Source organism: Pseudomonas sp. CCI4.2, assembly GCF_034350045.1.
GTDB lineage: Bacteria > Pseudomonadota > Gammaproteobacteria > Pseudomonadales > Pseudomonadaceae > Aquipseudomonas.
In genome coordinates this window covers 548,313-562,500 of sequence record NZ_CP133781.1, presented here as the reverse complement: position 1 = coordinate 562,500, position 14,188 = coordinate 548,313, and the positions used below count along the sequence as shown (strand labels likewise).

At 57.4% G+C, this 14,188-nt stretch carries 5 protein-coding genes and 2 rRNA genes (1 of these 7 running past the window's edge); 5 read left to right on the top strand and 2 right to left on the bottom strand.

Annotated features, from left to right (window positions below):
• From RHM65_RS02505 to recD, 5 genes are all read left to right on the top strand, one after another.
• Window positions 1-1,928, top strand: a 23S ribosomal RNA gene (locus tag RHM65_RS02505) (it extends 963 nt beyond the left edge of the window).
• Between the two features lie 141 nt (window positions 1,929-2,069).
• Window positions 2,070-2,185: ribosomal RNA gene (rrf, locus tag RHM65_RS02500) — 5S ribosomal RNA — on the top strand.
• Between the two features lie 203 nt (window positions 2,186-2,388).
• The gene (gene recC, locus RHM65_RS02495) at window positions 2,389-5,874 is read left to right on the top strand and encodes an exodeoxyribonuclease V subunit gamma (protein ID WP_322184214.1); all 3,486 of its coding nucleotides are present in this window, start codon (window positions 2,389-2,391) and stop codon (window positions 5,872-5,874) included.
• Window positions 5,871-9,578 carry an exodeoxyribonuclease V subunit beta gene (gene recB, locus RHM65_RS02490; RefSeq protein WP_322167537.1) on the top strand — a complete coding sequence of 1,236 codons (3,708 nt, stop codon included), beginning with the start codon at window positions 5,871-5,873 and terminating at the stop codon, window positions 9,576-9,578. Before recC ends, recB begins: the two co-directional genes overlap by 4 nt.
• Complete coding sequence (gene recD, locus RHM65_RS02485; RefSeq protein WP_322167538.1) at window positions 9,575-11,674, top strand: exodeoxyribonuclease V subunit alpha; 2,100 nt, start codon at window positions 9,575-9,577, stop codon at window positions 11,672-11,674. Before recB ends, recD begins: the two co-directional genes overlap by 4 nt.
• 115 nt (window positions 11,675-11,789) lie before the next feature.
• Here recD and RHM65_RS02480 read toward each other — a convergent pair whose 3' ends face one another.
• Window positions 11,790-13,301 carry an amino acid ABC transporter permease/ATP-binding protein gene (locus RHM65_RS02480; protein ID WP_322167539.1) on the bottom strand — a complete coding sequence of 504 codons (1,512 nt, stop codon included), beginning with the start codon at window positions 13,299-13,301 and terminating at the stop codon, window positions 11,790-11,792.
• A 56-nt stretch (window positions 13,302-13,357) separates the two neighbouring features.
• Complete coding sequence (locus RHM65_RS02475; protein WP_322167540.1) at window positions 13,358-14,161, bottom strand: ABC transporter substrate-binding protein; 804 nt, start codon at window positions 14,159-14,161, stop codon at window positions 13,358-13,360.
• Window positions 14,162-14,188 lie beyond the last annotated feature (27 nt).

Sequence of the window (14,188 nt, the reverse complement as noted above, 5' to 3'; positions counted from 1 at the left end):
AAAGGGAAACAACCCAGACCGTCAGCTAAGGTCCCAAAGTCATGGTTAAGTGGGAAACGATGTGGGAAGGCTTAGACAGCTAGGAGGTTGGCTTAGAAGCAGCCACCCTTTAAAGAAAGCGTAATAGCTCACTAGTCGAGTCGGCCTGCGCGGAAGATGTAACGGGGCTCAAACCATGCACCGAAGCTACGGGTATCACTTAGGTGATGCGGTAGAGGAGCGTTCTGTAAGCCTGTGAAGGTGAGTTGAGAAGCTTGCTGGAGGTATCAGAAGTGCGAATGCTGACATGAGTAACGATAATGGGTGTGAAAAACACCCACGCCGAAAGACCAAGGTTTCCTGCGCAACGTTAATCGACGCAGGGTTAGTCGGTCCCTAAGGCGAGGCTGAAAAGCGTAGTCGATGGAAAACAGGTTAATATTCCTGTACTTCTGGTTATTGCGATGGAGGGACGGAGAAGGCTAGGCCAGCTTGGCGTTGGTAGTCCAAGTTTAAGGTGGTAGGCTGGAATCTTAGGTAAATCCGGGATTCTAAGGCCGAGAGCTGATGACGAGTGTGCTTCGGCACATGAAGTGGTTGATGCCATGCTTCCAAGAAAAGCTTCTAAGCTTCAGGTAACCAGGAACCGTACCCCAAACCGACACAGGTGGTTGGGTAGAGAATACCAAGGCGCTTGAGAGAACTCGGGTGAAGGAACTAGGCAAAATGGCACCGTAACTTCGGGAGAAGGTGCGCCGGTGAGGGTGAAGCATTTACTGCGTAAGCCCACGCCGGTCGAAGATACCAGGCCGCTGCGACTGTTTATTAAAAACACAGCACTCTGCAAACACGAAAGTGGACGTATAGGGTGTGACGCCTGCCCGGTGCCGGAAGGTTAATTGATGGGGTTAGCTAACGCGAAGCTCTTGATCGAAGCCCCGGTAAACGGCGGCCGTAACTATAACGGTCCTAAGGTAGCGAAATTCCTTGTCGGGTAAGTTCCGACCTGCACGAATGGCGTAACGATGGCGGCGCTGTCTCCACCCGAGACTCAGTGAAATTGAAATCGCTGTGAAGATGCAGTGTATCCGCGGCTAGACGGAAAGACCCCGTGAACCTTTACTATAGCTTTGCACTGGACTTTGAATTTGCTTGTGTAGGATAGGTGGGAGGCTTTGAAGCGTGGACGCCAGTCTGCGTGGAGCCAACCTTGAAATACCACCCTGGCAACTTTGAGGTTCTAACTCAGGTCCGTTATCCGGATCGAGGACAGTGTATGGTGGGTAGTTTGACTGGGGCGGTCTCCTCCTAAAGAGTAACGGAGGAGTACGAAGGTGCGCTCAGACCGGTCGGAAATCGGTCGTAGAGTATAAAGGCAAAAGCGCGCTTGACTGCGAGACAGACACGTCGAGCAGGTACGAAAGTAGGTCTTAGTGATCCGGTGGTTCTGTATGGAAGGGCCATCGCTCAACGGATAAAAGGTACTCCGGGGATAACAGGCTGATACCGCCCAAGAGTTCATATCGACGGCGGTGTTTGGCACCTCGATGTCGGCTCATCACATCCTGGGGCTGAAGCCGGTCCCAAGGGTATGGCTGTTCGCCATTTAAAGTGGTACGCGAGCTGGGTTTAGAACGTCGTGAGACAGTTCGGTCCCTATCTGCCGTGGACGTTTGAGATTTGAGAGGGGCTGCTCCTAGTACGAGAGGACCGGAGTGGACGAACCTCTGGTGTTCCGGTTGTCACGCCAGTGGCATTGCCGGGTAGCTATGTTCGGAATAGATAACCGCTGAAAGCATCTAAGCGGGAAACTAGCCTCAAGATGAGATCTCACTGGGACCTTGAGTCCCCTGAAGGGCCGTCGAAGACTACGACGTTGATAGGTGGGGTGTGTAAGTGCTGTGAGGCATTGAGCTAACCCATACTAATTGCCCGTGAGGCTTGACCATATAACACCCAAGCAATTTGCGATGAAGCAAATTGAGGTGTGTGAAGACGACACAACCGAAAATTCGAAACCCACAGATCTATCACATCCCCATTCGCTGGCACGTGAACTCGCAGGAGGGCACGCACTGGCTACTGAATTTCTTGACGACCATAGAGCATTGGAACCACCTGATCCCATCCCGAACTCAGCAGTGAAACGATGCATCGCCGATGGTAGTGTGGGGTTTCCCCATGTGAGAGTAGGTCATCGTCAAGATTAAATTCCAGAACCCCTGATCGCTTACGCGTTCAGGGGTTTTGTTTGTCCGCAAGAAAAAATGCATGGCGAAAACGGCGTTATCCGTCACACCAATATGGCAATCCTCGCCACATCCCCTTAAGGTTCGGCCATCAGTTTTATACAATTCATGAGCCGTCCTCTCGCGACACTCACTGACGGTATCAGTCAAGGAAGCAGCTATGCCGGTTACACCGACGCTCATTGCTGGATTCATGGTTGTCCATGGCAACCGACTGGACGTATTGCGCAGTCTGGTCGTTTCCTGGATGCGCCGTTATCCGCTGGCCCCGCTGGAGAATGAAATTGCCTTGGTACAAAGCAACGGCATTGCCCAGTGGTTGAAGCTAGCGTTAGCTGAAGATCCCCAAGAAGGCGACCTTGGCGGCTGCGGCATCTCTGCGGCGATAGACGTTCAACTGCCAGGAAGTTTCATGTGGCAACTGTACCGAATAGTGCTAGGTCGCGATGAAATTCCGGCGGCCTCGCTGTTGGACAAAGCCCCGCTGACGTGGCGTTTAATGCGATTGCTACCGTCGCTGATTGATCAGCCACATTTCGAACCCTTACAGCGCTTCCTCACGGCCGATACCGATTTGCGAAAGCGCTATCAACTGTCCGAGCGCTTGGCAGATCTGTTCGACCAATACCAGGTCTACCGTGCAGACTGGTTGGAAGACTGGGCCGCAGGCCGGCATCAGTTACGCAATGGCCGAGGCGAAGCTAAAGCCCTGACCTCCGCCAATTGCTGGCAAGCCGAATTGTGGCGTGCGCTGTTGCTGGACGTCGGTGAAGAAGGCATGGGCCAAAGCCGAGCCGGTGTTCATCAGCGCTTTATCGAATGCATTAATACCCTGACCGAAGCCCCTGCCGGATTACCCTCGCGAGTCATCGTTTTCGGTATCTCCTCGCTGCCTGCGCAAGCGCTGGAAGCACTGGCCGGTCTGGCCAAGTTCAGCCAGGTTTTGCTCTGCGTGCATAACCCTTGCCGTCACCATTGGGCAGACATCGTCGCCGATAAAGACTTATTGCGGCACCAATACAAGCGCCAGGCGCGAAAAGCTGGAATGCCAGTCGTGCTGGATCCCGAAGCATTGCATCAACACGCGCATCCGCTGCTCGCGGCATGGGGCAAGCAGGGCCGTGACTACATTAATCTGCTGGACAGCTACGACGACCCGAACAGCTATCGTGCTGCGTTCAGGGATGGGCGTATCGATTTGTTCAGTGAGAGCGAACCGCACACGCTCTTGAACCAACTCCAGGACGACATTCTGGAGTTGCGCCCACTCAATGAGACCCGCGCGCTCTGGCCAGCCGTTGATCCCGCCCATGACCGCTCAATCCGTTTCCACGTCGCCCACAGCGCGCAACGTGAAGTCGAAATTCTTCACGATCAGTTACTGGCTCGCTTTAGCGCTGATGCGAATCTGCGACCGCGAGACGTCATCGTCATGGTCCCAGACATCGACAGCTACGCCCCCCACATTCGCGCCGTGTTCGGCCAACTTGAGCGCGATGACCGACGTTTCATTCCCTTCACCCTGGCCGACCAAGGCCAACGCGGTCGTGATCCATTGCTGATCGCGGTCGAACATCTGCTGAAGATCCCCGACAGCCGCTTCCCCGTCAGTGAGATTCTCGACCTGCTCGACGTTCCGGCGTTGCGCGCACGTTTTGGTGTTGAAGAGCGTGACCTCGCCACCCTGCACCGCTGGATCGAAGGCGCTGGCGTGCGCTGGGGGCTTAATGCTCGGCAACGCGCCGGCCTTGGTTTGCCTGATGAGCTGGAGCAAAACAGCTGGCATTTTGGCCTGCGCAGAATGTTACTTGGCTATGCCGTGGGAGCAGGCGCCGCCTTTGACGGCATCGAACCCTATGACGAGATCGGCGGATTAGATGCTGCGCTGATTGGTCCGCTGGTTTCCTTGATTGATGCCCTGCACGTCGCGCACACGGAACTCTCAATTCCGGCGCCCCCCCAGGTCTGGGGCATGCGCATGCAAGCCATGATGCAGTTGTTCTTCAAGGCTGACAGTGAGCATGACGATTACTTACTCGGCCAGCTTGAACAGCTCCGAGAAACCTGGCTGGAAACCTGCGAATCGGTGGGTCTACTGGACGACCTGCCGCTGACGGTTGTGCGTGAAGCCTGGTTGGCAGGCCTTGATCAAGGGCGTCTGTCGCAGCGCTTTTTGGCGGGCTCGGTGAATTTCTGCACGCTGATGCCAATGCGCGCAATTCCGTTCAAGCTGGTGTGCTTGCTGGGCATGAACGACGGCGATTACCCGCGGGCACAACCGCCGCTGGATTTCGACCTGATGGGCAGCGACTACCGACCTGGTGACCGCTCGCGCCGGGAAGATGACCGTTATCTACTGCTGGAAGCCGTGCTCTCGGCCCGGGATCAACTGTATATCAGCTGGGTCGGTCGCAGTATTCGCGACAACAGTGAGCGTCCGGCGTCGGTGTTGATTGGTCAGCTTCGCGATCACCTCGCCAGCGGTTGGACGCTGCAAAACGCCGTTCAACCTGAGGACGAAAAGAAGCGCGATCCCGGCCAACAGATGCTGCATAAGCTCACCCTCGAACACCCGATACAGCCGTTCAGCGCCCGATATTTTCACCAGGACACCGGCTTTTTCAGTTTCGCCCGTGAATGGCAAATGCTCCACGAGCCGCAAGCCGCCATCGACGACGCCCCACCGCTGCCCGAGCACGAGCAGGACGAACCCATAAGTCTCCTGCAACTTCAGGACTTTTTGCGTAACCCGGTTCGCCACTTTTTTAGCCAACGCTTGAAGATTTATTTCGAAGTGGCCGAGGCACCGTTGGCTGATGAAGAACCCTTTGTGCTAGACGCGCTTGAGCGCTACAGCCTTAGTGAAAGCTTGCTCGGCGCCGCATTGACGCATCCCGAACAGGTGAGTGAAGCGTTAACCGCTCAAGCCCATAGGCTGCAAGGCAGTGGACTACTGCCCATGGCCGGTTTCGGTACGAGCTTGCAAGAGGAGTTGATCGAGCCGTTGCCGGACCTGCTTCAGCGTTACCAGGATTTACTGGTCCGCTGGCCCCAACCGCTGAACACCGCGCTGCCGGTGAATTTCACTCACGGCAGCGTCACTCTGGACGGTTGGCTGAGTGGCCTGCACCAAAACAATAAGGGCGATTTGCTGGCCGTAACCGCGATTCCCAACTCCATTGGTTCGAAGAAAACCCGTAAGTGGCATCGACTGACTCGGCCGTGGGTTTTGCACCTGGTCGCCTGCGCCTGCGACCTGCCGCTGAGCACCGCCTTAGTCGCCAGCGATGAAACATTGCTATTGGCGCCGCTAGAAAAACAGGCTGCCATCAAAGCGCTGACCTATCTGCTGATGGCTTGGCAAACCGGCATGCAACGACCGTTGCCCGTTGCCGTTAAAACCGCATTCGCCTGGCTCGGCCAAAGTGATGAGAGTAAAGCCGAGGCCGCAGCCTGCAAGGCCTACGAAGGCGACGGCGTGAACACCGGTGGCGAGCGACGGGAAAGTACCGCGCTGGCCCGTCAATTCGCGGATTTCGCTGCACTTAACGGCAGCGAAGAGTTTGTCGGCTGGTGTGACGCGCTGTATCGACCGCTCTACGAAGCGGACTGGCAATCCCTGTCTACCGAGGAGGTCAGCGCATGAGCGCCGATCAATCCTTGCACCCCACCGGTTCACTGGCCTTACGCTTCCCGTTGCACGGCAGCCAACTGATTGAAGCCAGTGCCGGGACCGGTAAAACCTTCACTATTTCTGCGTTGTACCTGCGTTTGGTGTTGGGGCACGGTGCGGAGTCAGGTTTCGGCCGCGAACTATTGCCGCCGCAAATTCTGGTCGTCACGTTCACCGACGCTGCCACCAAGGAGCTGCGTGACAGAATTCGTACGCGCTTAGCCGAAGCCGCCCGATACTTGCGCGACGAAATCGCTTCGCCGGACACCCTGATCGCTGAGTTGCGCGACCAGTTCGCCCCCGAGCAGTGGTCGGCTTGTGCCAGCCGGCTGGACATCGCCGCTCAATGGATGGACGAAGCCGCCGTTTCGACCATCCACAGTTGGTGTCAGCGCATGCTGCGTGAGCACGCGTTCGACAGCGGCAGCTTGTTCACCCAAACCCTTGAAACCGATCACAGCGAATTGCTCAGCCAAGTGCTGCGCGATTATTGGCGACGCTTCTGCTACCCCATGTCCGGCTACGCGTTGAAGTGGGTCCGCGAGCATTGGGGCAGCCCAGCGACACTGCTGCCTCGAGTCCGCGCGTTATTTGGCAGCGACCGAAACGTCACCACTCAAGAGCCCGCCGAGCTGATCGAGGCGTCTCTTGAGGAGCGCCGCGAAGCACTGCGTATTCTAAAATTCCCGTGGACTAATTGGGCCGCCGAACTCCACGTCATTTGCCTCGACGGCGTGGCCTGCAAACTGGTCGACGGCCGCAAAATGCAAGAGCGCTACTTCAGGCCGTGGTTTGAAAAGCTCATCGCCTGGGCTGCCGATGAAGATCAAGAGGACCTGGATTTAGGCACCGGCTTCACCCGGCTCACCCCCGATGGTTTCGCCGAAGCGTGGAAGGGGCAAGCGCCCTCACACCCAGCGCTGGAGGCCATGATGGTGCTCAAAGCCAGCCTCGATACGCTGCCGACGCCGGACGCCGCGGTGCTTGAACACGCCGCGCAGTGGGTGGGCGTGCGGTTCGAAGAAGAGAAGCGCCGGCGTGCGGAAATGGGTTTCGACGACATGCTGTTGCGGCTGGAAGCTGCGCTGCGCAGCACTGGCGGGGAGCGCTTGGCGACGTTGATTCGTGAGCAGTTTCCGGTAGCGCTGATCGACGAGTTTCAAGACACCGACCCCGTGCAGTACCGGATTTTCGACAGCATTTACCGACTCGAAGAAAACGACCCTGAGACTGGATTGTTTCTGATCGGTGACCCGAAGCAGGCGATCTATGCCTTCCGGGGTGCGGATATCTACACCTATCTGCGCGCCCGGATCTCAACCACAGGCCGTTGGCACAGCCTGGACACTAACTTTCGATCGAGTCAGGCCATGGTCGACGCGGTCAATCATGTGTTCGAGCGTGCTGAGCAAAATCCCGCCGGGCGCGGTGCGTTTTTATTTCGCGTCGGCCAAGACAATCCAGTGCCGTTCGCCCCGGTTGCAGCTCAAGGTCGCAAAGAGCTGTTTACCGTCGAGGGCCACGCGGTTGCGGCGTTAAATGTATGGCATCTGCAGAGCGAGCAACCGTTGTCCGGTGCTGTCTACCGGCAGCAACTGGCGGCCGCCTGCGCCAGCGAAATAACGCAGTTGCTCAACCAAGGCCAACAAGGTCGTGCCGGGTTCGCCAAACCGGGTGAGCCGGTGCGCGGTGTGAAGCCCGCCGACATTGCGATTCTGGTACGTGACGGTAAAGAAGCTCAAGCCGTGCGCGGTGAATTATCAGCCCGAGGCGTGCGCAGCGTATATCTGTCCGACAAGGACTCAGTGTTTGCTGCCCAGGAAGCCCACGACCTGTTGGCCTGGCTCAAAGCCTGTGCCGAGCCCGACTCCGAGCGCACATTAAGGGGAGCGTTGGCCTGTATCACCTTGAACCTCTCGCTGACCGAGTTGGAGCGGCTGAATCAAGACGAACTCGCCTGGGAAGCGCGGGTCATGCAGTTCCGGGGTTATCGCACTGTATGGCGAACTCAAGGCGTGCTGCCGATGCTGCGGCGTTTGCTCCACGACTTCCAATTGCCCCAAGCGCTGATCAGCCGCAACGACGGCGAACGTATCCTCACTAACTTGTTGCACCTTTCTGAACTGATGCAACAAGCCGCCGCCGAACTGGACGGTGAGCAAGCGCTCATCCGTCATCTCGGCGAGCATTTGGCGTTGTCCGGGCAGGCGGGCGAAGAGCAAATCCTGCGGCTGGAAAGCGACGAACAGTTGGTTAAAGTCGTGACCATCCACAAGTCCAAAGGCCTGCAATATCCGTTGGTATTTCTGCCCTTCATTTGCTCGTCGAAGCCGGTGGACGGCAGCCGGTTGCCGTTGCATTTTCACGACGCGGATGGCAAAGCCCAGGTCAGCCTGAAACCCACAGCGGCCTTGATCGAGCAAGCCGATAACGAGCGCCTGGCCGAAGATTTGCGCCTGCTCTATGTCGCGCTGACCCGAGCGGAATCTGCCTGTTGGTTGGGCGTAAGCGATCTCAAGCGCGGCAACACCAGCCGTTCAGTGCTGAACAGTTCCGCACTGGGTTATTTGCTGGGCGGGGGAGCGCCGTTGGCTGAATCCATTGCGCTTGCTCTATGGCTTCGAGACTTGGGCGAGGGCTGCCCGGCCGTAGATGTCATGCCGCTGCCCATGCCAACCGCTGATACCTTCAGCCCGCCGCGTAACGACGCGATACTGCTCAAGCCGCGTCAGCCAAAACGACGCGCTGCCGAGAATTGGTGGATCGCCTCCTACAGCGCGTTGCGCATTGGCGACACCCTTACCGATGGCGATGAATCTCCGGACAGCCCGCAAGCGCAAAAGCTGTTTGACGATGAACGACTCGATCCCGACGCGCCTCGCGACGTGTTGGTCAGCGGCGGTGATATCCATCGCTTCCCCCGTGGCCCAAACCCCGGCACCTTTCTCCATGGCCTGTTGGAGTGGGCCGGGGTTGAGCGTTTTGCCGTGGTTGCAGCCGATCCGGCCAAGCTCGCAAAAGCCGTTGGCAGTCGCTGCAATCGCCGAGGTTGGGAAGGCTGGATTTCCACGCTGACTGATTGGATGCAGCACTTGCTGACAATGCCGCTACGCTTGGCAGCGGATGAGCAGCCCGTGTCATTGAGCGCTTTGGACCAGCCGCACCAGTACCGGATCGAAATGGAATTCTGGTTTGCCTGCCACAAGGTTGATGTGGCGCAACTGGACGCGTTGGTCCGGCGCTATACCCATAACGGCGCACCTCGGGCCAAGGCGGAAACCTTCTCGCTCAACGGCATGTTCAAGGGCTTCATCGACCTGACGTTCGAGCACCAAGGGCGTTATTACGTCGCCGACTACAAATCCAACTGGCTCGGCCCCGACGACGATGCTTACACCGAACCCGCCATGATCGCGTCGATTCTGGAAAATCGTTACGACCTGCAATACGTGTTGTACCTGCTGGCCCTGCATCGCCAGCTCAAAGCACGCATGGCCGATTACGACTACGACCAACACATGGGCGGCGCGGTGTACCTGTTCTTGCGCGGCAGTCGAGCGCCGAGTCAGGGCCTCTACTTCACGCGCCCGCCACGTGAATTGATCGAAGGTCTCGACCTGCTGTTTCAAGGCCAAACCATGCTTCAAGAAGATGCGCTGTCAGGAGAGCCCGCATGAGTCGCTCATTCGCCGAACTGTTGCCCACTGCGCTGGACGCGCCGAGCCTGTCCTCGCTGACGCCATTGAGTCGGGTTGACGATCTGCTGCTGTTGCTGGAGCGTTGGGTCGAACGCGGTTGGTTGCGCGCACTGGATCGCGCGTTTGTGGCGTTCCTCAGTGAGCTAGACCCGCACGCCGACTCATTGGTGTTGCTTGCGGCGGCGTTAACCAGCCATCAATTGGGTCATGGGCATGTGTGCCTGGACCTTTATGAAACTCTGAAGGAACCGGATTTCGCGCTGTCGCTGCCACCTGAGGGTGACGCGCAAATGGGCCCGATGCTGTTGCCGTCGCAACTGCTGGAGTCATTGGACGGTAGCGACTGGTGCCACGCCTTGGCCGCAAGTGCCTTGGTGGCGCAAGCCGATGATCACACTGAGTCGGCAGCGCAAAAACCCTTGGTGTTGTCGGAACGACGTTTGTATCTGCGCCGCTATTGGAGCTACGAACGACGTATCGACAACGCGTTGCGTCAGCGTTTAGCGCAGCAAGACGCAGCACCGATGGACTTGGCGCAACGTCTCGACACGTTGTTTGGTAAAGCCAACCCTGCGCCTGACACCCTGATCGATTGGCAAAAACTGGCCTGTGCCTTGGCGACACGTGGCGCTTTCAGCATCATCACCGGCGGTCCCGGTACCGGTAAAACCACCACCGTGGTTCGCTTGTTGGCCTTGCTCCAAGCGCCAGCGGTAGAGAGCGGTCAACCGTTGCGCATTCGTCTGGCGGCGCCCACCGGCAAAGCAGCGGCGCGGCTGACTGAATCCATCAGTCATCAAGTGCAATCGTTGGACGTGACAGAAGCCGTTCGACAGAAAATCCCCAGCGACGTCGCCACTGTCCACCGCTTGTTAGGCAGTCGTCCGGGCACTCGGCACTTCCGCCATCACGCCGGTAATCTGCTGCCGCTGGACGTGTTGGTGGTCGATGAAGCGTCGATGATCGACCTGGAAATGATGGCCAACCTGCTGGACGCATTGCCGCCCCACGCGCGATTGATTTTGCTCGGCGACAAAGACCAACTGGCCTCTGTAGAAGCGGGCGCGGTATTGGGCGATCTGTGTCGTGATGCCGAAGCAGGCCGATACAGCCCGCAAACCCAAACATGGCTACAAGCGGTCAGCGGCGAAGACTTGGGCCGCAGCGGTCTGCAACAGGGTGACGCCCTGCAATTTCCATTGGCGCAACAAGTGGTAATGCTGCGGCACTCGCGGCGTTTTGTGCAAGGCAGCGGCATTGGTCAATTGTCCCGGCTGGTCAATCAACAGCAAGCGGGGGAAGCACGGGCCTTGCTCGCGGCACGGACCCACAAAGATCTTTTTGCGCTGGGCTTGAAAGGCGAGCAGGACCACGCATTTGAGCGTGTGTTGATCGAAGGGCACAGTCAAGGCACCGAAGGGCCGCAAGGTTATCGGTATTACTTGGGCGTGCTGGCGGATCAACGCCCGGCCGCGAGCGCTGCACTTGAAGACCCCTGCTGGACCCTTTGGGCGCGCTCAGTGCTGGAAGCGTTCGATTCGTTTCAGTTGTTGTGTGCCGTGCGCAAAGGCCCCTGGGGTGTTGAAGGACTGAACCAGCGCATCACTCACGCGCTGTTCGACGCGGGGCTGATCGAAAGCGCCCAGCACTGGTACGAAGGCCGCCCGGTGCTGATGACGCGTAACGATTACGGGTTGGGGTTGATGAACGGCGACATCGGCATCACCCTGCGCTTGCCCGAGCGCAATGGTGTTGAGCCCAGCCATCAGGTATTGCGCGTTGCATTTCCGCGTAATGACGGCAGCGGCGGTGTGCGTTTTGTCCTGCCAAGCCGTTTGAATGACGTCGAAACCGTGTACGCCATGACCGTGCATAAATCCCAAGGCTCGGAATTTGCCCACACTGCGTTGATCCTTCCGGAAGTGCTGAACCCGGTGCTGACCAAGGAATTGATCTACACCGGCATCACCCGCGCAAAACACTGGTTCAGCCTCATCGAACCCCGCCCCGGCGTGTTCGAAGACGCCATCAAGCGCAAGGTCAAACGGCTCAGTGGTCTTATGTTGGGTGTGTAATCCCCCTGTAGCAGCCAACGTGTTGGCGAGGGTTTTTACCTGATACGCCGCGTATAACCCTCGCGAACAAGACGGTATCCACAGATTTAGTTTCTCTGTAGGAATTCATTGCCTATCAATGCACCAACCCCATAAATCTGCGCACCCGATGCCCAGCGTCGTGTGCGCGGATCACTTGCGGCGCGGCGTCGACTTGAATATTGCCGTCTTCCATAAAAATCACCCGGTCAGAAATCGACATCGCGAATTCCATTTCGTGGGTGACGATAAGCATGGTCATGCCTTCTTTTGCCAGATCGCGAATCACATTCAACACGTCGCCCACCAGCTCTGGATCAAGGGCCGAAGTCGGTTCGTCAAACAACATGATCTGTGGGTCCATTGCCAGCGCACGGGCGATCGCCACCCGCTGTTGCTGGCCGCCAGATAACTGATGCGGGTATTTGTGCGCGTGAGCCAGCAGCCCGACCTTATCCAGTAACGCGTAGGCACGCTGCTCGCTTTCGTCTCGATCCTGCCCGTGGTAGCGCGGCGCTAGGGTGATGTTGTCGAGAATGGTGCGGTGCGGGAACAGATTGAAGTTCTGAAACACCATTCCAATCCGCTGCACGCCCTGGCGAATTTGTAGGCTGTTAGGGTTGTCGCCTGCATGAATAAAGCTTTCGCCGAACAGAATAATCTCGCCCTGATCAATACTTTCCAAGCCGTTGATGGTGCGTATCAACGACGTCTTGCCTGAGCCGGACGGGCCAATAATAGAAATCACTTGCCCGGCGCGAACGTCCAGATCGATGCCCTGAAGCACATCATGCTGGCCGTAACTTTTATGGATGTTATTTAACTGCAACGCAGGCGCCGCACCGGGGCCGACATGCGAACGAACCAACGACGGCTGGGCGGTTAAATTCCCTCTCAGCGCGCTCAATCCGTACTCATCCAGCGTCTGCGGAGTACGGTTGCTCATTTCCAGATACTGTTCGAACCGCTGCAACAGCCAGCCAAACACCGTCACGATCAGTACGTAATACACCGCCACGGCGGACAAGGTTTCCATCACCAGAAAATTCGTCGCATACAGCCGTTGGCCCACGGTCAGAATCTCGGTCAGCGAAATCACCGACACCAGCGAGGTTAGCTTGACCACGGTGATGTATTCGTTGATCAGCGTCGGCAGGGAAATCCGAAATGCCTGTGGGATAACGACCAGCCGCTGCAAACCGATCAGGCCGACACCCAATGCCCGTCCGGCTTCTTTTTGGCCCTTGGCCACCGAAATCAAACCGCCGCGATGGATTTCCGCCATGTACGCCGCCTCGGTCACGATCAAGGCGAACACGCCGGAGTTGAATGGGTTCGACAACACCTCACGGGTAAACGGAAACAGCTGCGGCAGGTTGTAGACGAACACCACCAACACCAACAACGGAATACTGCGAAAGAACCAGATATAAATCGACGCCGGTATGCGCAACCAGCGCGAAGTCGAAAGCTTGGCCGAGGCCAGCAGAAACCCGAGCACCATGCCGATGAACCAGCCTAATGCGCTGAGTTCGATAACGGTGATGCACGCTTCCCAAAAATCCGACACAGAAAACAAAGAAAAAAAGTAGGGCCATTCGAATTGCATGCACACCTCAAGCTGCCGGCTTCGTGGGAAGCCGGCGGGTCAAACGGGGAGAAGAATCAGTTGCTCGGTTCTTCGAGGTTGTATTTCTTCAACAGGGCGGCGTATTCACCGGATTTCTTGCTGTCATCGAAGGCTGTCAGCAACGCTTTATACAGCTCTTCATTTCCTTTTTTGACGAAGATGCCCAAGGTTTGTTGGTAGATGGAATGTTCGGTGCTGACCATCACCCGGCCTTTGGTGTGTTCGGCGATCATGCCGGCCGCCCCGTCGATTTCAACCTGAGCCTGAACGTTGCCGGACAGTAGCGCTTGGGTCACTTCCGGTGCAGACGGGAATTCGCTGACTGCGATGGCGCCCTTGTTGTTCGGCACACAGTAATCAGTGGACAGCTTGTTGAATTGGGCTACCCAGGTCGTGCCCTTTTCCAGGCCGACTTTCAGACCGCAGAGGTCCTCGGGGACTTTCGGTTTAACCGTGCTGTCTTTGAGCACCATGATCGCTGCGCCGGTCTTGGCATAAGCAATGGTTTGAGCTTGAGTCTGACGTTCCGGGGTGATGTACATCCCGGAAATGATCGCGTCGTAATGGCCAGAGTTCAGGCCGAGGATCAGGCTAGGAAACTTGGTGTCGACGAAATCAGTCTTGAGGCCCATGTGTTTGCCCAGCATTGTGGACAGCTCAGGGTCCGAGCCTACGACGTTCTTGTCTTTGTCATACGACTCAAACGGCGGGTAGGTAATTTCCATGCCCACCTTGAACTGGCCCGGTGTCACGGTCGCTGCTGCTTGCGCCACGGTCGCGCCGAGGAGGGCGACGGCCAATACGGTCAAGCGAACGGCAGTGTTGTTCTTGTTGCGCATCGTCGGTGACTCCACAGTAGGAAAGGG